Origin of the sequence: Proteus sp. FZP2095 (assembly GCF_023701425.1) — a bacterium.
Taxonomy (GTDB): Bacteria; Pseudomonadota; Gammaproteobacteria; order Enterobacterales; family Enterobacteriaceae; genus Proteus; species Proteus cibarius.
On the sequence record NZ_JAMQBJ010000003.1, the window covers coordinates 70,676 to 96,436 of the forward strand.

Sequence of the window (25,761 nt, forward strand, 5' to 3'; positions counted from 1 at the left end):
TAAATAAAAGAGAGCCTTTTTTTCGAACAATGACGCAGTAACAATATTTTCAGAACAAGCACAAAAAATAGTCATCAATGATAATTGATGGCTAGCATTAATTTATTGAATTTAAAGTTAATGATAGAAATAAAAAAGCCCCTGTTTATCACTAAACAGAGGCTTTAAATACAAAAGAAAAATTAAACCGTAAATGGATATTTTATCGCTTCATGGCATTGATAACCTTCAACGATAAAATCATCTGTTGTTACCCATGTTTCGATATCTTCCAACGTTTTGATTTTTGGATTGATATGTAATGTTGGTAACGGCAATGGCTCTCTTTTTAGTTGTACATCTCGCATCAGTGGTAATTGATTTTCATAGATATGTGCATTGATTATCTTATGAAATGCTTTACCCGGCTTATGACCTGTAATTTGAGCCACCAGCGCTAATAATACAAAGCACTGTATTTGGTTGAAATTTAAACCTAACGGCACATCACAACTACGTTGATAAGAGGTTAAATAAAGCATATCACCCACTAATGAAAATGTGTGTGTATGCATACAAGGACGTAAACAACCTAGCTCAGTTTCACCTGGATTATAGAACGTTACGATTTCGCCACGATCATCTATCCCCTTAGAGAGGTCGTCTACCACTTTACGCAATTGGTCAAAATGGGAACCATCTGGACGTTGCCATTGGCGCCCTTGAACACCATAAACACGCCCCATATCGTCTTCACCTTTACGATGAGGGTTATTTAACCATGCCCCATTTTCATTAGCGTTTGCATTCCATGTATTGCAACCAATTTCACGAAATTGCGCTGCGTTGTCATAACCGCGTAAATACCCTAACAACTCTGCAATTGCGGCTTTATAGAAGCTTTTACGTGTCGTTATCAGTGGAAATTGGTTATTTGCAACATCATATTCCAGATCGGCATTAATCACCGTTAAACAACGGGTTCCTGTCCGTTTATTATCAATCCATTGCCCTTCATCGATAATGCGTTGACACAATGCCAGATACTGCTTCATGTTGTCTCTCTTGTAATTAGCTAATAGTAAAAAATTTATCTCACACTATTTGTGAGCAGGTGTTGGATTTTGTGGTGTCTTTTTATCTTGACGATAAGCCCAAACCATAAAAATAATACCCAATAAAATCATTGGAATTGAAAGTATTTGTCCCATACTCACACCACCAAATAATCCTAGTTGTGCATCTGGTTGGCGGAAGAATTCAACAATAATACGGAATGCACCATAACCAATAAGGAATAAGCCTGACACACTACCAACTGGGCGGCTTTTGCGTACAAAGATATTCAGAATAATAAATAACACCACACCTTCTAATAACATTTCATAAAGCTGTGATGGGTGGCGAGGTAAAACTCCATATTCTTGAATAATCGGGAGTAGTGTTGTTGGATCTTGGGCAACAAGTTGGAGATCTGCTGAACGTGAGGTTGGGAATAAGAAAGCCCAAGGCGTATCAAATGTAACGCGTCCCCATAATTCACCATTAATGAAGTTACCAATGCGGCCTAACCCTAAGCCAAATGGAATTAATGGTGCAACAAAGTCTGCCACTTGGAAGAATTTACGTTTAGTGCGTTTAGCAAACCAAATCATGGCACAAATTACCCCAATTAAACCACCATGGAACGACATACCGCCATCCCACACTTTAAAGAGGTAAAGAGGATCATTTAAAAAGACAGGTAGGTTATAGAATAAAACATAACCTAAACGACCACCGATAAACACACCCACAAAACCGACATAAAGCAATGTTTCAACTTCACTTTTAGTCCAACCACTATTCGGTTTTGCAGCTCGACGGTTTGCAAGCCATAAGGCAAAAACAAACCCAACTAAATACATCATACCGTACCAATGTAATGACACTGGCCCGATAGAGAACATAACGGGATCAATCTCTGGAAATTTAAGGTAGCTTATACTCATTATTCCCTACTTCACTTAATCAATAATTTCTGTGCTGGTCATTTATTACCAACATAGAAAAGGCTTATACGAAGGCTTACTAGATACCTCCGCGAATTAATCCACCTAATCCTTGCCGTTCCATAAATTCAGAAGACAATTTTTTGATTTCTCTTGCCGTTTCAGCTTGCAACACCTGTTGCATAAAAGGCTGTAACATCACAGGATCAAGATGGCGCAATAAGTATTTTACCCTAGGTAAACTACGACCACTCATGCTTAACTGCCTAAAACCGAGCCCTATTAACAGCAATGCCCCGATAGGCGTACCCGCCATTTCACCACAAACACTCACTGGCAACTGATAATATTGGCATTGTGTTGCAATCAAATTCAGTGAACGCAATAACGCAGGATGCAAATTATCATAGAGTAATGCTACATGGGTATTATTACGATCGACTGCAAGTAAGTATTGAGTCAAATCGTTTGTTCCAACAGAGATAAAATCAACCCTATTAGCTAATTGTGACAACATAAACACCAATGAAGGTACTTCAAGCATAATACCTAACGGAGGTGGAACACATTCACATTTTAGTTCTCGACTCACTTCATCACATGCTCGTAGTAGCAATGTTCTTGCTTCGTCAATTTCATCAATACTTGTCACCATCGGCAACAATATTTTCAAATTTTTAAATTCGAGGTTTGCTTTTAGCATTGCACGTAGCTGAATAAGGAAAATTTCAGGTTGATCGAGCAATATTCTTATTCCTCTCCAACCTAAGCAGGGATTTTCCTCATTAATTGGCATATAAGGAAGTTGCTTATCAGCCCCAATATCTAAAGCACGCAAGACAACGGGTTTATCAGGAAAAAAAGAGAGGATTTCACGGTAGCGATTTTTCTGTTCATCTTCTGAAGGAAAACCACTTTGTAGCATAAAAGGGATTTCTGTTCGATATAAACCAACGCCATCAATTCCCACACTAATGCGTTGTTCATACTTTATATTTAATCCCGCATTCAGTTGGACGCTAACTGCCTCACCATTTTTTAAAACCGCTTGCTGTTCAAGTTGCTCTTCTGCAATTTGGCTTAATACGCTCTCTTCATCAATAATTTGTTTATATTCCTGAGTAATAAAAGGCTCGGGCTCGATAAAAATCTCACCACGATAACCATCAAGAATAAGCATTCGATTATGTAAAAGCTCAGGCTGAATATCCGCACCCATAATTGCGGGTATACCCATTGCTCTAACAAGAATGGCAGAATGCGAGTGAGTTGCGCCATCTCGAACAATTACACCAGCTAGCTGTTGCTCTGGCAGCTCTGCTAATAAGCTTGCACTTAATTCATCAGCCACCAAAATAAAACGTTCTGGCCAAATATTGGTTGAGCTTAGATCATCATCTAAATGGAATAATAACCGGCGCCCTAATGCTTTAAGATCAGAAGCTCGCTCTCGCATATAACCATCTTTCAGGCTAGAGAACTGGGCTGCAACTTTCTCAACCACCACTTTGACAGCCCATTCCGCAACATATCCTTGTGTAATGATTGCGGTCATTTTATGTTTGAGCTGAGGATCGTTAAGTAAATGCGAGTAGAGATCAAAAATGGCGGCACTCTCTTTTTGTGCATTCGCCATAAAGCGCTTACTAAAGCGGCGACATTCTGCGGTAGCATCTTCTAAAGCCACCATAAGTCGATTTAATTCTGCTTTTATATCAAGAGCACTGGCTTTAAAAACATTTTCAAGGACAGGTTGAGAGACTTCTTGCCAGCCATAAGCCATGACCACGCCAGTAGAAACTGAAAGTGCTTTAATACGACTTTGACGATATTGTCCAAAAAGCCCTTTAGTTTGTACTTGCGATAATGTGGCACCAAGCTGTGTCGCCAGCGTCACCATAAAAGATTCTTCGCTCTCATTAAATAAGCGACGCTCTTTTTGCTGAACGACTAATACACCAAGGAGTTGGCGACGATAAACGATAGGAACGCCAAGAAAAGCGCGAAGATCATCTTCTTTAACTTGAGGAAGGTATTTAAAGCTAGGATGTTCACGAATATCAGCGAGGTTGATAAGCTCTGAAAGACGCCCCACTTCACCAACAACGCCTTCATCAAATGAAAGGCTAACAGCTCGCCCTCTAGGTTTTTTTAACCCTTTGGTCGCCATAAGATAAAAACAACTACGTTGTTTATCGGCAAGATAAATAGAACACACATCCGTGTGCATTGCCTGACACGTTTCCTTGACTAAGAGTTCAAGCGCTTCTGGAAGCCCTGCTGCCATAGCCACTTTTTCTACAATTTCTCGCAAACGTGTCAGCATAGTGTTATCTAATACCTTTTACGCCGATATCCATACGATGGACGCGGTAAAGACACTTGTTCTTGCAATGGCATGACTACTGGTGCGAACTCTTTCATGACACGTCGATAAACATCGCGTTTAAAAGAGACGACTTGTCGAACAGGATACCAATAACTCACCCAACGCCAGCCATCAAATTCTGGCGTTTTGCTTTGTTGAACATTAATGTCTTTATCATTACTTGTTAACTGCAAAAGGAACCAACGCTGTTTTTGTCCAATACAAACAGGTTTCGTGTCCCAACGCACCAAACGCTTAGGTAACTTGTAACGTAACCAGTTACGTGTGGAGGCAAGAATTTTGACATCCTTGCGACTTAACCCAACTTCTTCGAACAACTCTCGGTACATTGCCTGCTCTGGCGATTCTCCAGGGTTAATTCCTCCTTGAGGAAACTGCCATGAATGTTGCCCATAGCGACGAGCCCAAAGCACTTGCCCTTGCCGATTACAAATTACAATCCCTACATTCGGGCGGTAGCCATCATCATCGATCACTAGACTACCTCAATAACCAAATTTGAAAGATAACTCATTGTTTCATACTACCCACAAACGGTAAACCTCTATCAACAGACTTTGCACAACGCGCGTATTTATCTACAATGGGAAAATCTCAACGGGGTGCCTTTCTATTTCTAGGCTGAGAAAAACTCGTGGAACCTGATCCAGCTAATACTGGCGTAGGGATTTGAGTCAGGATGTTGCAATATTTATTGGTTTGCCATCCTCACTCCTCAGATCCTACCTGACTTTTACTGAGGAACTAAACGTGTTAACTAAATCACTTCGCTTTACTTTCCTGCTCAGCGCACTGGGTATTATGAGCACTTTTTCGACTCAAGCTTTAGCACAAAAACCCACACTCACTGTTTACACTTATGATTCATTTACCGCAGATTGGGGTCCAGGGCCTGCAATAAAAAAAGCGTTTGAACAGCAATGTGATTGTGAACTAAAACTGGTTGCTCTGTCTGATGGTGTGTCTTTACTTAATCGCTTACGTATGGAAGGTGATAAAAGTAAGGCGGATATTATTTTAGGATTAGATAACAATTTGATCCATGCAGCAAAAGAAACTGGGCTTTTCGCACCAAGTAATATCGATACATCTAAACTCACCTTACCTGAAAAATGGACTGACGACACTTTTGTACCTTATGACTACGGCTACTTTGCTTTTATTTATGATAAAAACCGTATCCAAAATCCGCCTAAAAGCATGGCCGAACTGCTAAACAGCAAAGAAAAATGGAAGATCCTCTATCAAGATCCTCGCACCAGTACTCCAGGTTTAGGTTTAATGCTATGGATGCAGTCACTTTATCCTGAAAACACCGCGACTGAATGGAAAAAATTGTCAGAAAAAACGCTGACCGTCACTAAAGGTTGGAGTGAGTCTTATGGCTTATTCTTAAAAGGTGAAGGTGATTTTGTGCTGAGTTACACATCATCTCCGGGTTATCACATCCTAGCAGACAAAAAAGATAACTATGCAGCAGCGATTTTTGATGAAGGACACTACTTGCAAGTCGAAGTTGCTGCAAAACTTAAATCGAGCAAACAACCTGAGCTAGCACAGCAATTTATGCAGTTTATGTTAACACCTGCATTCCAAGAAACTATACCGACTACCAATTGGATGTATCCTGTTATAGATATGCCATTGCCTGAGGTCTATTCTTTAATGCCTAAACCTGGGAAATCATTGCAATTTGATGCAGAAGTTGTCGCAAAAGAGCGCCAGACATGGACACGTAATTGGCAATCAGCGGTTAGTCGCTAATGGGAAGATGGCTTATCCCGGGGCTATGTGCCTCGGGTTTACTGCTTATCGTGGCGTTATTGTCATTTGGCGCATTGTGGTTTAATGCACCAAGTGGTGAACTGTCCTCGATTTTTGCTGATGAATATTTATGGCATGTCATTCGTTTTACTTTCTGGCAAGCCTTTTTATCCGCCCTATTTTCAATATTACCTGCTATTTGGCTCGCCAAAGCACTCTATCGACGCCAATTTAAAGGGCGAACACTGTTTTTACGCCTATGTGCCATGAGCCTTGTATTACCGGTTTTAGTCGCCCTTTTTGGCATTTTAACGGTTTATGGCAGAGTAGGATGGATTGCTCAAATTTGTGAATGGCTAGGGATCGACTACCAATTTACGCCTTATGGTTTGCAAGGCATTTTATTAGCTCACATCTTTTTCAATATGCCATTAGCAACCAGAATGCTATTACAAGCACTTGAAAGCATCTCATCAGAGCAACGCCAATTAGCCTCACAGTTAGGCATGAATGGCTGGCAACGTTTTCGCTTTCTGGAATTCCCTTATTTATGGCGACAAATGCTCCCCACAGCATCACTGATCTTTATGCTCTGCTTTGCAAGCTTTGCTACTGTGTTGGCTTTAGGCGGAGGCCCCGCAGCAACAACGGTTGAACTCGCTATTTATCAAGCATTAAGTTATGACTACGATTTACATCGTGCTGCGCTTTTAGCCCTGATCCAGCTTTTTTGTTGTTTAGGCTTAGTGCTTATCAGCCAAAAGCTAAAAGGCTCTCTTTTTGTGGGAAACAATCAAAAACTACCTTGGCGTGATCCCTATGATCCACTCTTTAGCAAAATAACTGATGGTTTGATTATCACTCTTGCGATCCTCTTTTTAGTGCCGCCCATTTTGGCCGTGATCACCGATGGCCTTAATAGCCAATTTATACGTGTTATACAACAGCCTATACTTTGGCAAGCTTTTACAACTTCACTGATTATTGCTATTGGTGCGGGTATTGTCTGTGTTGTATTAACGATGATGTTGCTATGGAGTAGCCGAGAACTGCGCTTACGCCATTTTAAAAAAGCCGGACAAGCCATGGAAATGAGTGGTTTGATTATTCTGGCGATGCCGGGCATTGTATTGGCAACAGGCTTTTTTCTGTTATTAAACAATACGATCGGATTACCTGAATCACCTTATATTTTAGTGATTTTGACCAACGCATTGATTGCCATTCCTTATGCTTTAAAAGTGTTGGAAAACCCGATGACTGATATCGCTTCGCGTTATGGCCTTTTATGTCAGTCGCTGAATTTGCAAGGAATAAACCGACTTCATTGGATAGAACTACGTGCATTAAAAAAACCAATCTCACAAGCACTTGCCTTTGCTTGTGTTATTTCTATTGGTGACTTTGGTATTGTTGCCCTATTTGGTAATGAAACATTTAGAACATTGCCTTTCTATCTTTATCAGCAAATTGGCGCTTACCACACACAAGATGGTGCAGTAACAGCCATGATCTTATTGCTACTTTGCTTCTCTCTTTTTAGCCTAATAGAACGATTAGCTGGAAAATCTCATGATTAAATTAGAGCACCTTGCTTACACCTATGAACACCAACATCTCTTGTTTAATCTAACGGTTAATGCAGGAGAACGCATTGCTGTATTAGGCCCAAGTGGTGCAGGTAAAAGCACATTACTCAGTTTAATTGCTGGTTTTTTACCATCAGAAAAGGGAAGTCTGTTTCTTAATGGGCAAGATCATACAAAAACAGTACCGGCAAAACGCCCTATTTCTATGTTATTTCAAGATAATAATTTATTCCCTCATTTGACTGTAAGGCAAAATATTGGCTTGGGATTAAATCCGGGATTAAAGCTGACTGAAGATCAAAAAGCGTTATTAGAGAGTCGAGCAGAACAAGTAGCGCTTAGTGAATATCTTGAACGTTTACCTTCTCAATTATCAGGTGGCCAGCGTCAACGTGTTGCTATTGCACGTTGCCTTGTTCGCGAACAACCTATTTTGTTGCTTGATGAGCCTTTTTCTGCACTCGATCCTGCTTTACGTATTGAGATGTTGGCATTACTCGAGCAACTTTGCCGTGAAAAAGCGTTAACCTTATTGATGGTTTCTCATAGCTTAGAAGATGCAGCAAAAATCGCCTCAAGAGCGATTGTGATAGATAACGGTATGATTGTGTATGATGGAAATACACAATCACTAATAAATGGTGAAGTGGATCAATCACTTATTTTAGGTATTCCGTTTAATTAATCTTAGCTAAAATTAACTGTATAAATAACCACTACATTGACTATAATAAACACATCTTTAATGAATTATTAGTGTTTATTAGGTGCTCATGATTGGTCATACGGAACAAGGCTTTATTCTTACTCGTCACTGGAGCGACACACCGAAAGGTATTGTCGTCTCTTATTGGCTGGCTACGAATAATGGCCCACGTAAAATTACGGTTCCTATGCAACGCGCAATTGGCTTTGTTGCCCGCCAACATGAAACTGTTTTGCGTTCTCTCATTAATAAAAATCCTGATATTGAAATTCGCCCTCTCGATTTAAAAGATTTCGAAAGGCAACCCGTCTTTGGTGTTTATTGCAAACAATACCGCCAACTTGTCCAACTTGAGCAACAACTTAAAGAGCACCATATTCGCCTTTATGAAGCGGATATCCGCCCTCATGAACGTTATATGATGGAGCGATTTATCACCGCGCCAGTTTGGTTTCGTTATCAACAAAATAATATTACTACATTAAAACCAGCACCAGATTATCGCCCAGCACTTCGAGCTGTCTCTTTAGATATCGAAACTAGTGAATTTGGTGAGCTTTACTCTATTGGGCTTGCAGGCTGTGATGATAATGTAGTGTTTATGCTTACTGATGAGTTACCCATAGAGAGCGAAAGTCAGCAACCAGAAGGTTATCGCTTATGTTATGTCAGTAGCCGATTGCGTTTAATTGAAAAGTTAAATGAGTGGATGCAACATTACGATCCTGATGCAATTATCGGTTGGAATCTGATCCAATTCGATCTGCGTATTTTGTACACACATGCCCAACGTTACGGCGCCAGTTTATTATTAGGTCGCCAAAACAGTCCATTAGAATGGCGAGAGCATGGATTTAAAAAAGGTCATTTTTTTGCTTCGGCTCAAGGTCGTTTAATTATCGATGGTATCGATGCATTAAAAATGGCGACATGGAATTTTCCCTCTTTTAGCCTCGAATCTGTTGCTCAAACACTATTAGGTGAAGGTAAAGCCATCGATACACCTTACGCCAGAATGGATGAAATTAATCGACGCTTTAAAGAAGATAAACCCGCACTGGCTTATTATAATTGGCAAGACTGTGTCTTAGTAAACCGTATCTTTGATGCGACATCTCTTATGGCATTCTTATTGGAGAGAGCTTGTGTTACGGGGCTTTCCGTTGATAGAAGCGGAGGATCTGTGGCTGCGTTTACACATCTCTATCTCCCTTCGATGCACCGCATTGGATATGTTGCACCTAACCAAGGCGAAAAACCCGAAGAACATAGCCCCGGTGGTTTTGTCATGGACTCAGCTCCCGGCTTATATGATTCTGTTGTTGTGCTTGATTACAAAAGCCTTTATCCCTCTATTATTCGTACTTTTTTAATCGATCCCGTAGGGATGATTGAAGGAATGCACCAACCTGATGAAAAGTTTTCTATTTCTGGATTTCGTCAAGCACGATTTTCGCGAGAACTACACTGCTTACCCGCTATTGTGTCGCAAATTTGGCATGAAAGAGACAACGCGAAATTACATAAAAATGCTCCACTCTCTCAAGCACTCAAAATTATTATGAACGCTTTTTATGGTGTTTTAGGCTCTGTCGGTTGTCGCTTTTTTGATCCTCGCTTAGCGTCTTCCATCACGCTACGAGGCCATGAAATCATGAAAAAAACGCGAGAATTAATTGAAGCCAAAGGTTATCAAGTTATTTATGGCGATACTGATTCAACCTTTGTTTGGCTAAAATCACCTCACACAGAGCAACAAGCACAACAGATTGGGTATCAGCTAGTACAAGATGTCAATCAGTGGTGGAAAACACATCTTTTTGAAAACTACCAACTCGATTGCAAATTAGAACTAGAATACGAAACCCATTATCGTCGCTTTTTAATGCCCACGATCCGAGGTATGGAGACAGGTAGCAAGAAACGCTACGCCGGGCTCAGCAATGATAAAATGGTGTTTAAAGGATTAGAAACCGTCAGAACAGATTGGACGCCACTCGCTCAGAAATTTCAACAAGAGCTTTATACTCGTATTTTTCACCAGCAACCTTATCAGCAGTTTATTCGTGATTATGTCGCAGATACGCTTTCAGGGAAATATGATGATAGATTGGTGTATCGTAAACGGTTACGTCGAAAATTATCAGAATATCAGCACCACGTCCCCCCTCATGTCAAAGCAGCACGTAAAGCGGATGAATATAATTTATCCAAAAATAGACCTCAACAATATCAGCAAGGCGGTTGGATTAGTTATATAATTACCCTCTTGGGGCCTGAGCCATTAGAGCATATTACCGCTGCACCTGATTATGAGCACTATATAAATAAGCAGTTAATGCCTATTGCAGATGCAATCCTCCCTTTTATACAAGATGATTTTTCAACCTTGTTAAATGGGCAAATGACACTCTCATTTTAAGTTGTGTTATTTTGCAGGTGACGGTTTGCTTTGCATCTATTAACATAACGCCCCTTTGGTGATAATTAGCTTTTCTTTGTTTAAAGAATAAGCCCTTTTTATCCCGCAGATTTTAATGACAACACCGCAATACTGCATTCATTAATAATTCCTAAATTATATATTTGAGAGCTGAGTTTATATATATGCCTTTTACTCTTGGTCAACGTTGGATTAGCGATACTGAAAGCGAGCTTGGACTGGGTACTGTTGTGGCAGTTGATGCCCGCATGGTCACCTTACTTTTTCCTGCCTGTGGCGAAAACCGCCTTTATTCCCGTCATGATGCACCAATAACGCGGGTGATGTTCAATGCAGGAGATACTGTCACCAGTCATGAAGGCTGGAAGCTCGCTATCGATAACGTTGTAGAAGATAACGGCCTACTTATCTACCATGGTGTACGTTTAGACACTGAAGAGCCAGCACAATTACGTGAAGTATTCTTAGATAACAAACTCACTTTTAATAAACCGCAAGATCGCCTCTTTGCAGGTCAAATCGACCGTATGGATCGCTTTGCATTACGCTACCGCGCGCGTAAGTTTATGAGCGAGCAGTTTAAGCAAGCACAAAGTGGTTTACGTGGGATCCGCGCAAGCCTTATCCCTCATCAGCTTTATATCGCCAATGAAGTGGGTAAACGTCATAACCCTCGCGTATTATTAGCTGATGAAGTTGGTTTAGGTAAAACAATTGAAGCCGGTATGATTATCCACCAGCAATTAATGGATGGTCGTGCTGAGCGTGTGTTGATTATTGTGCCTGAAAGCTTACAACATCAGTGGTTAGTTGAAATGTTACGCCGTTTCAATCTACGTTTCTCACTGTTTGATGATAGCCGTTATAGCGAATCTTTATTAGATAGCGATAATCCATTTGAAACAGAACAGATGATCATCTGTTCTTTAGATTTTGTGCGTAAAAACAAGCAACGTTTTGAACACTTAGTCGAAGCAACATGGGATATGTTAGTTGTCGATGAAGCTCATCACCTTGTTTGGAGTGAAGATGCGCCAAGCCGTGAATATCAAGTAATTGAAGAGTTAGCGGAATCTATTCCCTCTGTATTGCTATTAACTGCAACCCCAGAGCAGTTAGGTCAAGAAAGCCACTTCGCACGTTTACGTCTGCTTGACCCAAGTCGTTTCCATGACTACAACGAATTTATTAATGAGCAACAAAAATATCGCCCTGTTGCCGATGCTGTCACTATTTTGCTATCAGAAGATGATTTAAATACCGAACAACAAAATATCATCAGCGAAATGATCAGCGAGCAAGATGTTGAGCCATTACTGAAAGCGGCAAATACGCAAGGTGAAGAACGTACTAAATCTCGCCAAGAACTTATCCATATGTTAATGGACAGACATGGAACGGGTCGTTTGTTATTCCGTAACACACGTTCTGGTGTTAAAGGTTTCCCTAATCGCTTACTTCATGCGATCAAAATGCCACTGCCGACACAATATCAAACTGCAATTAAAGTAGCTGAGATTATGGCAGCCAAAAAGAGTCTCGAAGTTCGTGCAAAAGAGATGCTCTATCCTGAACGTATTTACCAAGAATTTGAAGGTGAAAACGCAACATGGTGGAACTTCGACCCGCGTGTTGAATGGTTACTAGGTTTCTTAACTGCAAATCGTAATGAAAAAGTACTAGTAATTTGTGCTCAAGCTGCAACAGCGCTGCAATTAGAGCAAGTTTTACGTGAGCGTGAAGGTATTCGTGCAGCAGTCTTCCACGAAGGTATGTCATTACTTGAACGCGATCGCGCTGCAGCTTATTTTGCTTCTGAAGAAGAAGGCGCACAAGTTCTGCTATGTTCAGAAATCGGCTCTGAAGGACGTAACTTCCAGTTTGCTAATCAACTGGTTATGTTTGATCTGCCATTTAACCCTGATTTACTCGAACAACGTATTGGTCGTCTCGATCGTATTGGTCAAAACCGCGATATTGATATTAGCATTCCTTATCTTGAAGGTACGGCTCAATCTGTATTATTACGCTGGTATCATGAAGGCTTAGATGCCTTTGAGCATACTTGTCCGACTGGCCGTACTATTTACGACAGCAAATATGATGCTCTCGTTAATTACCTTGCACAGCCTAATGAGTTAGCTGATTTTGATGACTTTATTGTCGCTTGTCGTAAACAGCATGATGAAATGAAGCTCAAACTTGAGCAAGGCCGTGACCGCCTATTAGAAATGCACTCTAACGGTGGTGAAGTCGGTGTTGAGTTAGCGGGTGAAATTGCAGCACAAGATAACGATCCTGAATTAGTGAACTTTGCACTGAACTTATTTGATATCGTTGGTATTAATCAAGAAGATCGTAGTGATAGCTTGATTATTTTAACGCCATCTGATCATATGTTAGTGCCCGATTTCCCTGGATTACCACAAGATGGTTGCACTATCACATTTGATAGAGAGCAAGCGCTATCTCGTGAAGATACCCAATTTATCAGTTGGGAACACCCTATTATCCGTAATGGCTTAGATTTGATTTTATCTGGCGATACAGGAAGTTGTGCCGTTTCTTTATTAAAAAATAAAGCATTGCCAGTGGGAACATTGTTAGTTGAACTGATTTATGTCGTAGAAGCGCAAGCGCCTAAGCATCTTCATTTAAGTCGTTTCTTACCTGCAACACCGGTGCGCTTATTACTTGATCTAAAAGGTAATAATCTTGCATCTCAAGTTGAGTTTGAAAGCTTTAACCGTCAATTAAATGCTGTTAATCGTCATACTTCTAGCAAATTAGTCAATGCAGTACAAAGTGAAGTCCACCATGTACTGAAAACGTCTGAACCTTTAATGGAAGTCGAAGCGAAAGGACTTATCCAAAAAGCGAAAGAAGAAGCAGATCGCGTGCTAACTCATGAATTATCACGCTTAGAAGCTTTACGTGCAGTAAACCCAAATATTCGTGATGATGAAGTCGAAGCAATTGAAAATGAACGTGCTCATATTCTTAATCATTTAGATGAAGCAACGTGGCGTTTAGACTCAATTCGCTTAATTGTCGTTACCCACCAATAATCACCGTTAAAGCGGGGAGTATTTTACTCCCCGTTGTTTTGATGAGATATCCACCATGATGGAAGTGTATAACCCGCCGACTGATCCTTGGTTACATGTTTTATATCAAGATGAGCATATTATTGCCGTCAATAAACCCAGCGGACTACTATCAGTACCGGGCAAAGCGCCAGAGCATAACGACAGTATTATGTCGCGCATTAAAGCAGAGTTTCCGAATGCTGAGTGTGTGCATCGCCTTGATATGGCAACTAGTGGCGTTATCGTTGTTGCACTTAATAAAGAAGCAGAGCGCGAACTAAAGCGCCAATTTCGTGAACGTGAGCCAAAAAAAACCTATATTGCTCGCGTTTGGGGACATATCGAAAAAGAAGAAGGGTTAGTTGATTTACCTTTGATTTGTGATTGGCCTAATCGACCAAAACAGAAAGTCTGTCATGAAACAGGGAAAGCGGCGCAAACTTTTTATGAAGTGTTGGAATATGAAGAGAATGCGACAAGAGTGAAATTATCGCCAATTACAGGGCGTTCACATCAATTGCGGGTACATATGTTAGCGTTGGGGCATCCTATTTTAGGGGATCGCTTTTATGCACATCCGCAGGCAAGAGCGATGGCACCTCGCCTGCAGTTACATGCTCAGGAATTATTTATTACGCATCCTGCTTTCCGATCCCCGATACACTTTGAATGCCTTGCCGATTTTTAGTGTCTTATGACACTAAAACAGTCACTGAACTCAATGAAGCAAGGAGCAGGCAAAGCGCTAATCCCATAACCCCAACAAGAACACGGACGTTTGACATGGATATAGTTCCTTTTTTAAGAGAAGAGAGAATGAAATAATCAAATTTCACTTATATTTTACCGTGATAAATAATAAACTCAACTCAACCTAAGTTATCTCTATCACGGAATAATTCTCTCTTTTCTCATCTTCTTTTACAAGATATTAACGAAATCCTTTTTCTTTTTTAATCAAATCGTAAGCAACTTGTATAGACTGTGCTTTTTGCTTTGCAATTTCCATCATTTCTGGCGGTAAACCTTTCGCGACAAGTTTATCTGGATGGTGTTCTCCCATTAATTTTCGATAAGCTCTCTTTATAGTTTTAACATCATCATTCTCATCTACACCAAGGACCTTACACGCATCAGATAGCGTTGGGCCTTGGGGTTGAGGCTGATAACCCTGCCCACTTTGATAATGAAAATTCTGACCAGCCTGCATCATTGCTAATATATGTTCAAAATGCGCACGCGAAAAACCCAACTCATCAATAATGATAAACAACATTTTTCTTTCATTTGGATGCAGTTGACCATCCGCAAAAGCAGCTTGCAATTGAATTTCCAGAAACATCTGAAGTAAATCGCGACGCCCTACACAAATTTGCCGAACACGTTGCAATGTGGCTCTTAAGGGAAAATCAGGTGATTTACCTTCTCTAAAAGCTTGCTGCGCAGCTTGACGACCAACACCATGCAGATTCATGCGATCCATTAATTCGCTGGCAAGTGAGATATCGGTTTGAGTCACTCGCCCTTTTGATTTTGTCAGGTGACCTAAAACTTGAAAGGTTGCAGCAAAGAAAAAAGCTTGTCTATCACGCGTATAACGCCCACCATTTCCTAATTTACTTCGTTGCATGTCATAGAGGTGCCCAAGAAAAACACCAATAACAATGCCCCAAAAGCCTATTCCAGCAAAACTACCAATGGTAAGGCCTAATAATTTTCCCCAATAGCGCATAGACTCCTCAAATCTTCAATGCTCTGACTGCAATTTTGCATTATCATACTATTCATTTGCTTGCACACCTAACACCAAGCAACCTCTAAATAGACTTTTTCTTAAAATGAAGAGATTTACTGTTTCTCTTTGGACAGAGGTAATGCTGTTTTCGTTTAAATTGTGTTAAAGTAAAATGAGTGACCAAACGAATAACTTTAGCGTTGTTATACAGCACGAAATACCGCATCAGCGCGGTGTTTTTTTGTTTCTAATAAGGCTATAACCCTATTTCAACACAGAAACATCGAAAAAATGAGGCTTACGCCTATTTTTCGGTTACCGTTAGAACAATGTTCAGAACGTTGGGCTGGTGTCGCATAACTCCCTGCGTTAGTTTCTCGCTGTTTATCAGCACGAAGCCACTGATGACGGAAGCACATAAATACTTATGAAAAAAAGTTATCCCACACTGCTGGCCACCCTAGTTTGGGCCACAATATACGCTCAGCCTGCTTATGCTGATCTTGCCTCCCAATGTTTACTGGGAGTTCCTGTTTATAACAAACCATTAGTACAAGGCGATCCTAACAGCTTGCCTGTCACTATCACTGCAAATGATATGCAAGGTGAGTATCCTCGCATGGTCAAATATAAAGGTGATGTTGATATTAAACAGGGAAACCAAACCTTAAGTGCCGACAGTGTTGAACTGACACAGACTGAGGGAGAAACACCATTAAGAATGGTCACAGCAACGGGAAATGTATCTTATGATGATCCTCAAATCATCTTAAAAGGCCCTCGTGCTTGGTCTAACCTTAATAATAAAGATACGGACATCGAGCAAGGTGATTACCAAATGGTTGGCCGTCAAGGCCGTGGCTACGCTAATAAAATGCAAATGCGTGGCGAAAACCGCTATACCATTATGGACAAAGGCATGTTCACGTCTTGTCTACCAGGAGATGATAGCTGGAGCGTTGTCGGCTCAGAGGTTATTTTAGATCGCGAAGAACAAGTCGCTGAAATCTGGAATGCACGTTTTCGTGTAGCTAATGTGCCTATTTTTTATAGCCCTTATCTTCAATTACCGATTGGTGATAAACGCCGTTCTGGTTTCTTGATTCCTAACGGAAGCTACTCTCGTAGTTCAGGATTTGATTTCCAACTCCCTTACTATTGGAATATCGCTCCTAATTATGATGCGACCATCACTACCAACTATATCAGTCGTCGTGGTTTAAAATTAGATAATGAATTCCGTTATTTAACCACGCCTGGGCGCGGTACTATCGCGGTTGACTGGATTAATCACGATAGCCAATACAACAAAGATAAAGATGAAAATAAAGCGGGCTATCTTCCTCGTGATACAGCAACTCGCTGGTTATTCTACTGGGGCCATAGTGGTGTAATGAATAATGTGTGGCGATTTAATATCGACTACACAAAAGTAAGTGATAACAAATACTTCACTGATTTTACCTCTCAGTATGGTAACACCACAGATGGTTATGCAACTCAAAAATTTAGTACGGGTTATGCACAACAGAACTGGAATGCCACATTAACCACTAAACAGTTCCAAGTCTTCTCTGATAATAAAGATGCAAGAGCTTACCGTGCAGAGCCACAGCTTGATCTCAATTATTACAAGAATGATGTAGGTCCATTTGATTTCCGTACTTACGCTCAATTCGTGCGTTTTACTAGTGTGGGTGAGAATACACCCGAAGCGAATCGTTTCCATATCGAGCCAACCATTTCACTCCCCGCATCTACGGGATGGGCAAGCTTCAATAATGAGCTGAAAATCATGGCAACTCATTATGATCAAGACATTCCTGACGGTTATAAAACCAAACCTAATAATCAAAAATTAGATGACAGCGTTAATCGTGTATTACCGCAGTTTAAATCTGATATGAAAGTGGTTTTTGAGCGTCAATACCAAACAAACGATATTACGCAAACCCTTGAGCCTCGAGTGCAATATCTTTATGTCCCTTATAAAGATCAGTCTAATATCAATAATTTTGACTCCGCTTTATTACAATCAAACTATGGCGGACTTTTCCGCGATAGAATGTATGGTGGTTTAGACCGCATTGCATCTGCAAACCAATTAACAACTGGTATCACTTCGCGTTTTTATGATAGCGAATTAGTTGAACGTTTTAACGTTTCTGTGGGTCAAATCTACTTCTTTGAACGTCCGAAAACAGGTTCATCAAACGAAATCATCAATAGCAAAGATGAAACAGGTTCAATGGTATGGGCAGGTGACGCTTATTGGAGGATCACTGATACCGTAGGTATGCGTGGTGGTTTACAATATGACCGTCGTTTAGGTAGCGTCTCAATGGGCGATGCTGTTATGGAATATCGCGCAGATAGCGATCATCTTCTACAGTTAAGCTATCGTTATGTTGATCGTGACTATATCCAAGCAACACGTGTTCGCCCTTACGATGGCAGTATTAATAAACTTCCTGAATACCAAAAAGGTATTTCACAAGTTGGTGTCGTAGGAAGTTGGCCATTAGCAGAGCGTTGGGGACTTGTAGGTGCTTATTACTTTGATACCAAAGAATCAGAGCCTGTTAGCCAAATGGTTGGTCTGCAATACAACACCTGTTGCTGGGCTGTGAATGTGGGTTATGAACGAAAAATTGTTGGCTGGAAAGTTGACCACAGCGATATTGATAATAAATGGTCTGTCAATGTGGAACTCAGAGGCCTAAGTAACAATCATAGTTTGGGTAGCCAGAAAATGCTTGAACGCGGTATCTTACCTTATCAAAGAGCATTCTGATTTAATCAGACTACGGAATTGGCTGAATAAATATGTCACCCCGCAATTAGATGCGGAAAATACATAATGGGAAACTTATGAAAAATTGGAAAACGCTGTTTATCGGCTTAATGATCACGGTCGGTGCAGCTACCAGCTCAACAACATTTGCTGCACAAGAATTAAACCGTGTATCGGCTATCGTCAATAACGGTGTCGTTCTAGAAAGTGACGTCAATAGAATGCTACAGACGGTCAAAATGAACGCAAAAAATGCGGGTCAAGAGATGCCAGATGAGCAAGTTCTTCGCCAACAAATTCTAGAGCGTTTGGTCATGGATAACATCATTTTGCAAATGGCACAGCAAATGCAAATTGATATTCCTGATGCCGCAGTAGAATCTACAATTCAGGGCATTGCTGCTGAAAATAAAATTTCACTTGAACAACTGAAAAAACGCCTTGCAGCTGATGGTATTTCTTACAATGATTATCGCCAAGATATTCGTAAAGAGATGATGTTGGCAGAAGTTCGTAACAATGAAGTGCGTCGCCGTATTACTATTTTACCTCAAGAAGTTGATTCTCTTGCTAAGCAAATTGAAGGCCAAGCAAGCCAAAGTATTGATCTAAATCTGAGCCATATCTTAATTCCATTATCAGAAAATCCTGCACCAGCAGAAATGGAAAAAGCAAAACAAGTCATTACTCGTATTATGAACCAACTTAAAAATGGTGCAGATTTCGGTAAATTGGCTGCAACTTATTCTGCTGATCCACAAGCTTTAAATGGCGGTAACATGGGTTGGGCATCTATTGATGAATTACCCACTCTGTTTGCTAAAGAGTTAGCAAATGCGCAAAAAGGCCAAATCGTAGGGCCTCTTCACTCTGGCGTTGGCTTACACATTATCAAAGTAAACGATGTTCGTGGTGGAACTAATACCCTTTCTGTTACAGAAGTTAAAAGCCGTCATATTCTGCTAAAAAGCTCACCAATCATGAATGATGAGCAAGCCTATGCCAAGTTACAGCAGATCTCTGCCGATATTCGCAGTGGTAAAATAACCTTTGCTGATGCAGCAAAAGAATACTCTGAAGATCCAGGTTCAGCATTACGTGGCGGTGAGTTAGGATGGTCAATGCCTGATGTTTACGATCCGGCATTCCGTGATGCGTTAATGCGCTTAAATAAAAACGAATTAAGCCAACCTGTTCGCTCAAACTTTGGCTGGCATTTAATTGAATTAGAAGACACTCGTAGTGTTGATAAAACAGATGCCGCGAATAAAGAACAAGCATACCGTTTACTCTTCAATCGTAAATTTAACGAAGAAGTACAAAACTGGATGCAAGAGCTACGAGTTGGGGCTTATGTGAAAATAATGAACGAGAATAATGCAAACTAAGCAAATAAAACCACTTGTTATCACCCCCGGCGAACCAGCCGGGGTTGGTCCTGACCTTATTATCTCATTAGCACAAATGAGTTGGGATTTACCTTGGGTTGTTTGTGCTGATCCTCAATTACTTAAAACAAGAGCAGAATTGTTAAACCTGCCTCTTTCATTAGTTGAATACGATCCTGCCACGCCACCTCAAGCACACACACCAAGTCAAATTTGTGTACTCCCTATTTCACTTCATACTGATGTCATTCCAAGTACATTAGATACGCGCAATGGGTTATACGTTGTAGAAACATTAGCTCGTGCTTGTGATGGCTGCCTAAATGGTGAATTTTCAGCACTTGTGACTGGGCCGGTTCATAAAGGTATTATCAATGATGCAGGTGTGCATTTTACAGGGCACACCGAGTTTTTTGCTGATCGTAGCCATTGTGAACGTGTTGTTATGATGCTGGCGACAGATACATTAAGAGTCGCATTGGCAACCACACATTTACCACTACGAGATGTGGCGGATGCAATTACAGGTGAGCTTCTACATGAAATTATCACCATTTTAAACCACGATTTAAAAACCAAATTTGGTATAGCAGAACCTCAAATTTACGTTTGTGGCCTTAATCCTCATGCAGGGGAAAGTGGTCATATGGGACGTGAAGAAATTGATATTATTGAGCCTGCATTAACACAATTACGTCAGCAAGGGGTGCATCTTCATGGACCTTATCCTGCTGATACCTTATTCCAACCTAAATATTTAACACATGCTGATGCGGTGCTTGCGATGTATCACGATCAGGGATTACCTGTGCTAAAATATGAGGGTTTCGGTCGCGCCGTGAATATAACTCTTGGCCTTCCTTTTATCCGTACTTCTGTTGATCATGGCACCGCCCTTGAGCTTGCAGGTACGAAAAGCGCAGATGCTGGCAGTTTTTGCACCGCATTAAATTTAGCCATTAATATGATACAAAATTGTAATGAATAATAGAGTCCATCAGGGGCACTTTGCCCGCAAACGCTTCGGGCAGAACTTTTTAACAGACAGCTATATTATTGAAAGTATTGTTGAATCCATTTATCCTCAACCCGGTGAAGCCATTGTTGAAATTGGGCCTGGTTTAGGTGCAATTACAGAGCCAGTAGGCGCAAGAATGGATAAAATGACGGTTGTAGAAATTGACCGTGATTTAGCCGCTCGTTTAGAAGTTCATCCTACATTAAAAGACAAGCTGACCATTATTCAGCAAGATGCAATGACGATCGATTTTGCACAATTAGCAAAAGAGCGTCAGCAGCCTCTGCGTGTTTTTGGTAACTTGCCTTATAACATTTCTACACCACTAATGTTCCACTTATTCAGTTTTGCTGACGCAATTTCTGATATGACATTTATGTTGCAAAAAGAAGTGGTTAACCGCCTTGTTGCTGGTCACGGTAGCAAAACTTATGGTCGCTTAAGTGTGATGGCGCAATATTATTGCCAAATCATCCCTGTACTTGAAGTTCCACCTACTTCATTTAAACCAGCTCCTAAAGTTGATTCTGCGGTTGTTCGCTTGATCCCTTACAAAGAAAAACCATACCCAGTAACGGATATTACAATGCTTAGCCGTATTACCGCTCAAGCATTCAATCAACGCCGTAAAACACTACGTAACAGCTTAGGCGGATTACTCACAGCAGAAGATATGATAGCACTTGATATCGATCCAACTGCAAGAGCAGAAAATATTTCTGTTGAGCAATACTGCAAAGTGGCAAACTGGTTATCGCAAAAGCAAGACTCACAAGCATAAGATAAAGCCAGAGACAGGAGGCACTATGTTCACCTCATCAAAAGTGGCGATACAAGTACAAAGTGTTTACATTGAAAGCCAATCTTCCCCTGAAGATGAGCGATATGTTTTTGCTTATACCATATCAATTCATAATTTGAATAAATGTGCAATTCGCCTCCTGCGCCGCTATTGGTTGATCACCAATGCACAAGGTAATACCACTGAAGTTCGTGGTGAAGGTGTTGTCGGCGAACAGCCACTTATTGAGCCTGGCACACAGTACCGCTATACCAGTGGTGCCGTTATTGAAACACCGATGGGAACAATGGAAGGCCATTATGAAATGATTGACACTGATGGTCGATTATTTCAAATAGAGATCCCCGTTTTCCGCCTTGCACTTCCAACATTGATAAACTAACTATGGCAACTTATTTAATTGGTGATATTCATGGCTGTTACCATGAACTGCGCCACCTTCTTGATAAAGTCAGTTTCGATCCTACACAAGACACATTATGGTTAACGGGTGATCTTGTTGCACGAGGCCCAGACTCGCTTGAAGTACTACGCTTTGTAAAAAACTTAGGTACTTCACTTAAACTCGTCTTGGGTAATCATGATCTTCATCTTTTAGGTGTATTTGCAAAAATTAGCCGCAATAAACCAAGAGATAAGCTGAATAACTTGCTCAATGCGCCAGATGCAGATGAATTAATTAATTGGCTAAGACGCCAACCCGTACTGCAAGTTGATGAAGACAAGAAAATCATCATGGCTCACGCAGGGATCACGCCACAATGGGATTTAGAAACAGCCAAAATGTGTGCTCGTGAAGTCGAAGCTATTCTAAGTAGTGATAGCTACCCTTTATTTATTAACTCAATGTATGGCGATCTACCGAACAACTGGTCACCAGAGCTTTCAGGTCTAGCGCGATTACGCTTTAGTACTAATGCACTCACACGTATGCGTTACTGCTTTCCTAATGGCCAACTGGATATGATTTGCAAAGATAAACCACAAGATGCTCCCGCACCATTAAAACCTTGGTTCGATTTACCTAGTCAATTACCTGAAGGCTATAGCATTATTTTTGGGCATTGGGCTTCTCTTGAAGGGAAAGGCACTCCTGATAATGTTTATGCGTTAGATACGGGATGTTGTTGGGGAGGAAATCTCACTTGCTTACGTTGGGAAGACAAACAGTACTTCACTCAATCTAGTCTTTCTGCTCCCAAATAACTCACTTATTATCCCCTTCCTACTTCAAGCGCAAAAATGGCTACATTGCCTTTTGCGCTATGTTGATTTTATCCTCATATATTACCTAAATTATTCTTTTTTCTTCTAAAGAGAACGTTTTATACACAAAAACGAACACCTAAAAACAATCATGAATTTAATCATTAATTATCAATGTGTTATTTTTTTTTATGGTGAAATAAGTATAAAAAAACACGATATTGAGAATAAAAAATCTCTATATTGATTAATATCTCATATATTATTCTTATAAAATGAGTTTATTAAAATATAAATAATGATTGGTTTAAAATAATGCTCTTTTTATAAAAAGGAATATTTAAATAGGATAATAAATCTTACTTTTTATTATTTTTATATTAATAAAATAGGAATAATAAAAAGGGAGATATTTAATCTCCCTTTTTATTTAATTCTTGTTATTTTCTTCTTTTTAATATTTCGAAGCAGTAGTTATGTGAGTTATTTTCATCTGCTTCATGGTATTCCATAAAGGTAGAATCCCACTCATCAGGCTCATAATCTGGGAATGTTGTATCACCGATAACTTCAGCATCGATGTGAGTTAGGTAGAGTGTATTTGCCATAGGCAGAAATTGTTCATACACTTTACCACCACCTATCACCATGATTTCCTCATGATTTTCAGCAGCTTGCAAAGCCTCTTCTACAGATTTAACCCAAACAACATCGCTATCTGTTCCTGGCTGGCTACTTAAAACAATATTAAGACGATTCGGTAAAGGACGTCCAATAGACTCATAAGTCACCCGGCCCATAATAACGGGTTTATTTAGCGTATTCTTTTTAAACCATGCGAGGTCACCCGGTAATGTCCAAGGCATTGCCTTTTCCATACCAATAATGCGATCCATCGCTAATGCTGCGATTAAACTAATATTCATTTACACACCTACGGGTAAAGATGGGAAAAAACTGTTCACACTATACGTAAAGCTAAAACCTGAGTCGATACAAATTATGCTTCCTTGATAATAAATAATTGCTTTATACTCGAAGTGTTAACTTAATCATATAAGATTCAATCATTATAATATTGTTATATACAAGGCGCTATTATGCTTGAAACTTCTTTAGTTGTTTTTACAATTGCTTTACTCGGTATGATCTCACCAGGCCCTGACTTTTTTCTCGTTGTAAAAAATGCGGCACGTTATCAACGATCTGCGGCAATGATGACTGCGATGGGAATTGTGGCAGCATTACTTGTGCATATGTCATATTGTGTTGCAGGTATTGCCGTTCTTATCACAACAACGCCTTGGCTCTTTTCCATTTTGAAATATGCCGGAGCCGCGTATTTACTATGGATCGGTTTTCAGAGTTTGCTTTCAAAATCTAATCATTCGATTGATGAAAACTCAGATAAGCATTCGCAAATCAGCTTTAAGAAAGCCTTTATGCAAGGTTTCCTCTGTAATTTACTTAACCCTAAAGCCACCTTGTTCTTTCTTGCCGTTTTCACACAGGTGTTAAGTGTTGATTCCAGTATTGGTGAAAAATTATGGTATGCCTTTATTATTTGGGGCTTGGCCGTAGTTTACTGGCCTTTATTGGTTTTATTAATTCAAAGTGCGCCTGTTAGAAAAGTGCTTAATAAAGTCCAAAAAGGGATTGATAAAGTATTAGGTGTCGTACTGATTGGTTTAGGTATTAAAGTCGCGTTGAGTTAACTACACTCTTGAGACAAAGCACCTATCAAGGTGCTTTATCTTGCTTGCATAGCAGAAAATATATCTAATATTTGTTCCATTCTAATAATATATTGTTCTTTCGGCATACCTATAATCATTTCATCATCATCTAATGAATTTACTATTTCTTCAATTTTTTGTGTAATCAAAATTCTGTTTCTATTTATATTATATACAATTTTACTATTTTCTTTTTTATTATATAAAGTATTAATCCATGCTTCTTGTGTTTTAACATAATTATCAGCATTACTATATTTTTGAAATGCATCATCAATTATTTGTTCAATTAATTCGTTTTCTATTCCTAAGTTTCCTTTCAATTCGGAAACAAACTTTTCAATATTTATTATCTTAACTACTTTATTCATCACTTCTTTATTAAATAGAGATTTACTTGTTTCAGAAGAATATTTATTATATTTTATTGATTTAAGAATATCATCTACTAATCTAACAATGCATCCATTCCCTTTTTCTCTTAAACAAGAATTAAGAATAAACAAAAAAATATTGTTATTTATATTATTATTAACATCTAAAGTAATAATATTAAATAAATTGATAATTTCCTCGACATGGAATTTTTCGCCTACGAAATCCCGAAAATTAATCTTGTCTAAATTTTTATAACCGTTAAGCAATTTATCAATTAAAATCAAATCAGCTTTAGTTTTCACGTTTTTTTTTACAAATGAACTTATTAGCTCACTCTTGTTGTTATCTTTATCTAGCTCAAACAATAAATTCATCGTACTAATTTCATCCAAAGTAATATCATTAATATTTTTAACCTTGCATAAATAAGCATTAGCATTTAGTTGATTATAAAAACAATCACTTATTTTCCCCCTATAACTTTCAATACTTTTCTTTATATTAAAAATTGACTTCATCTTATTAAAAATGAGAGTAAAAAAACCTTCCGTTTTTTTACTTATAATCATTGAGTAATTGGTATTTTCTATATGTTTTATGCTGTTTTTTATTTTTTTAAAAAGAGAAGTTTGATCTTTAATATCAACATCAGCATTATTTACATTTTTATAGAGTGTTACTTTTATTTCATTTCCCATCATTACCTCGCTTTTCATAACTTTTTTATATTCTTATATTAAAAAATTTTTTTAAA

At 39.5% G+C, this 25,761-nt stretch carries 20 protein-coding genes and 1 riboswitch; of the genes, 13 read left to right on the plus strand and 7 right to left on the minus strand.

What is annotated here, in order from left to right; translation table 11 throughout:
• Window positions 1-182: 182 nt before the first annotated feature.
• From NBG71_RS13205 to rppH, 4 genes are all read right to left on the minus strand, one after another.
• Window positions 183-1,034 (minus strand): thymidylate synthase, encoded by an 852-nt coding sequence (locus NBG71_RS13205; RefSeq protein ID WP_109419669.1) that lies wholly within the window; start codon window positions 1,032-1,034, stop codon window positions 183-185.
• A gap of 45 nt (window positions 1,035-1,079) precedes the next feature.
• On the minus strand, window positions 1,080-1,970 hold the full coding sequence (gene lgt / locus NBG71_RS13210) for a prolipoprotein diacylglyceryl transferase (RefSeq protein WP_075671760.1): 891 nt from the start codon (window positions 1,968-1,970) through the stop codon (window positions 1,080-1,082).
• A 79-nt stretch (window positions 1,971-2,049) separates the two neighbouring features.
• The gene (gene ptsP, locus NBG71_RS13215) at window positions 2,050-4,296 is read right to left on the minus strand and encodes a phosphoenolpyruvate--protein phosphotransferase (RefSeq protein ID WP_075671762.1); all 2,247 of its coding nucleotides are present in this window, start codon (window positions 4,294-4,296) and stop codon (window positions 2,050-2,052) included.
• Between the two features lie 8 nt (window positions 4,297-4,304).
• Window positions 4,305-4,835, minus strand: a complete 531-nt coding sequence (gene rppH, locus NBG71_RS13220; RefSeq protein WP_036934096.1) for an RNA pyrophosphohydrolase — start codon at window positions 4,833-4,835, stop codon at window positions 4,305-4,307.
• Window positions 4,836-4,947: 112 nt separating this feature from the next.
• A riboswitch (TPP riboswitch) is annotated at window positions 4,948-5,045 on the plus strand.
• Between the two features lie 115 nt (window positions 5,046-5,160).
• Between rppH and thiB the strand changes: the two genes are divergently transcribed.
• From thiB to rluA, 6 genes are all read left to right on the plus strand, one after another.
• Window positions 5,161-6,123: a thiamine ABC transporter substrate binding subunit gene (gene thiB / locus NBG71_RS13225; RefSeq protein WP_075671792.1), complete on the plus strand. Its 963-nt coding sequence runs from the start codon at window positions 5,161-5,163 to the stop codon at window positions 6,121-6,123.
• Window positions 6,123-7,703, plus strand: coding sequence for a thiamine/thiamine pyrophosphate ABC transporter permease ThiP (gene thiP, locus NBG71_RS13230; RefSeq protein ID WP_250916917.1), 1,581 nt, complete (start codon window positions 6,123-6,125; stop codon window positions 7,701-7,703). The genes thiB and thiP overlap by 1 nt, the downstream gene beginning before the upstream one ends.
• The gene (gene thiQ / locus NBG71_RS13235) at window positions 7,696-8,397 is read left to right on the plus strand and encodes a thiamine ABC transporter ATP-binding protein ThiQ (protein ID WP_075671766.1); all 702 of its coding nucleotides are present in this window, start codon (window positions 7,696-7,698) and stop codon (window positions 8,395-8,397) included. Before thiP ends, thiQ begins: the two co-directional genes overlap by 8 nt.
• 88 nt (window positions 8,398-8,485) lie before the next feature.
• Window positions 8,486-10,840 (plus strand): DNA polymerase II, encoded by a 2,355-nt coding sequence (locus NBG71_RS13240; protein WP_250916918.1) that lies wholly within the window; start codon window positions 8,486-8,488, stop codon window positions 10,838-10,840.
• A gap of 185 nt (window positions 10,841-11,025) precedes the next feature.
• Window positions 11,026-13,929 carry an RNA polymerase-associated protein RapA gene (gene rapA, locus NBG71_RS13245; RefSeq protein ID WP_075671770.1) on the plus strand — a complete coding sequence of 968 codons (2,904 nt, stop codon included), beginning with the start codon at window positions 11,026-11,028 and terminating at the stop codon, window positions 13,927-13,929.
• A gap of 55 nt (window positions 13,930-13,984) precedes the next feature.
• Complete coding sequence (gene rluA, locus NBG71_RS13250) at window positions 13,985-14,638, plus strand: bifunctional tRNA pseudouridine(32) synthase/23S rRNA pseudouridine(746) synthase RluA (protein ID WP_072064290.1); 654 nt, start codon at window positions 13,985-13,987, stop codon at window positions 14,636-14,638.
• A gap of 243 nt (window positions 14,639-14,881) precedes the next feature.
• Here the strand turns inward: rluA and djlA are convergent, their stop codons facing one another.
• A complete protein-coding gene (djlA, locus tag NBG71_RS13255) occupies window positions 14,882-15,682 on the minus strand; it encodes a co-chaperone DjlA (protein WP_075671772.1) in 801 nt (266 codons plus the stop codon).
• Window positions 15,683-16,112: 430 nt separating this feature from the next.
• On the opposite strand from djlA, the gene lptD reads away from it, so the two are divergent.
• From lptD to apaH, 6 genes are read left to right on the plus strand one after another with little or no spacing between them, the layout of a single operon-like run.
• Complete coding sequence (lptD, locus tag NBG71_RS13260) at window positions 16,113-18,479, plus strand: LPS assembly protein LptD (RefSeq protein WP_109419675.1); 2,367 nt, start codon at window positions 16,113-16,115, stop codon at window positions 18,477-18,479.
• A 50-nt stretch (window positions 18,480-18,529) separates the two neighbouring features.
• Entirely contained in the window at window positions 18,530-19,867 is a 1,338-nt protein-coding gene (gene surA / locus NBG71_RS13265; RefSeq protein WP_075671776.1) for a peptidylprolyl isomerase SurA, read from the plus strand.
• Entirely contained in the window at window positions 19,857-20,855 is a 999-nt protein-coding gene (gene pdxA, locus NBG71_RS13270) for a 4-hydroxythreonine-4-phosphate dehydrogenase PdxA (RefSeq protein ID WP_075671778.1), read from the plus strand. The genes surA and pdxA overlap by 11 nt, the downstream gene beginning before the upstream one ends.
• Window positions 20,848-21,666 carry a 16S rRNA (adenine(1518)-N(6)/adenine(1519)-N(6))-dimethyltransferase RsmA gene (gene rsmA / locus NBG71_RS13275; protein ID WP_156734007.1) on the plus strand — a complete coding sequence of 273 codons (819 nt, stop codon included), beginning with the start codon at window positions 20,848-20,850 and terminating at the stop codon, window positions 21,664-21,666. Before pdxA ends, rsmA begins: the two co-directional genes overlap by 8 nt.
• A 25-nt stretch (window positions 21,667-21,691) precedes the next feature.
• A complete protein-coding gene (gene apaG, locus NBG71_RS13280; RefSeq protein ID WP_250916919.1) occupies window positions 21,692-22,069 on the plus strand; it encodes a Co2+/Mg2+ efflux facilitator ApaG/CorD in 378 nt (125 codons plus the stop codon).
• A gap of 2 nt (window positions 22,070-22,071) precedes the next feature.
• Window positions 22,072-22,893: a bis(5'-nucleosyl)-tetraphosphatase (symmetrical) ApaH gene (gene apaH / locus NBG71_RS13285; RefSeq protein ID WP_075671782.1), complete on the plus strand. Its 822-nt coding sequence runs from the start codon at window positions 22,072-22,074 to the stop codon at window positions 22,891-22,893.
• A gap of 440 nt (window positions 22,894-23,333) precedes the next feature.
• Here the strand turns inward: apaH and folA are convergent, their stop codons facing one another.
• On the minus strand, window positions 23,334-23,819 hold the full coding sequence (gene folA / locus NBG71_RS13290; protein WP_088494660.1) for a type 3 dihydrofolate reductase: 486 nt from the start codon (window positions 23,817-23,819) through the stop codon (window positions 23,334-23,336).
• 174 nt (window positions 23,820-23,993) lie between these two features.
• On the opposite strand from folA, the gene NBG71_RS13295 reads away from it, so the two are divergent.
• A complete protein-coding gene (locus tag NBG71_RS13295; RefSeq protein WP_098941970.1) occupies window positions 23,994-24,608 on the plus strand; it encodes a LysE family translocator in 615 nt (204 codons plus the stop codon).
• A 35-nt stretch (window positions 24,609-24,643) separates the two neighbouring features.
• Here the strand turns inward: NBG71_RS13295 and NBG71_RS13300 are convergent, their stop codons facing one another.
• Window positions 24,644-25,708, minus strand: a complete 1,065-nt coding sequence (locus tag NBG71_RS13300; RefSeq protein WP_191901547.1) for a hypothetical protein — start codon at window positions 25,706-25,708, stop codon at window positions 24,644-24,646.
• Between the last annotated feature and the right edge of the window lie 53 nt (window positions 25,709-25,761).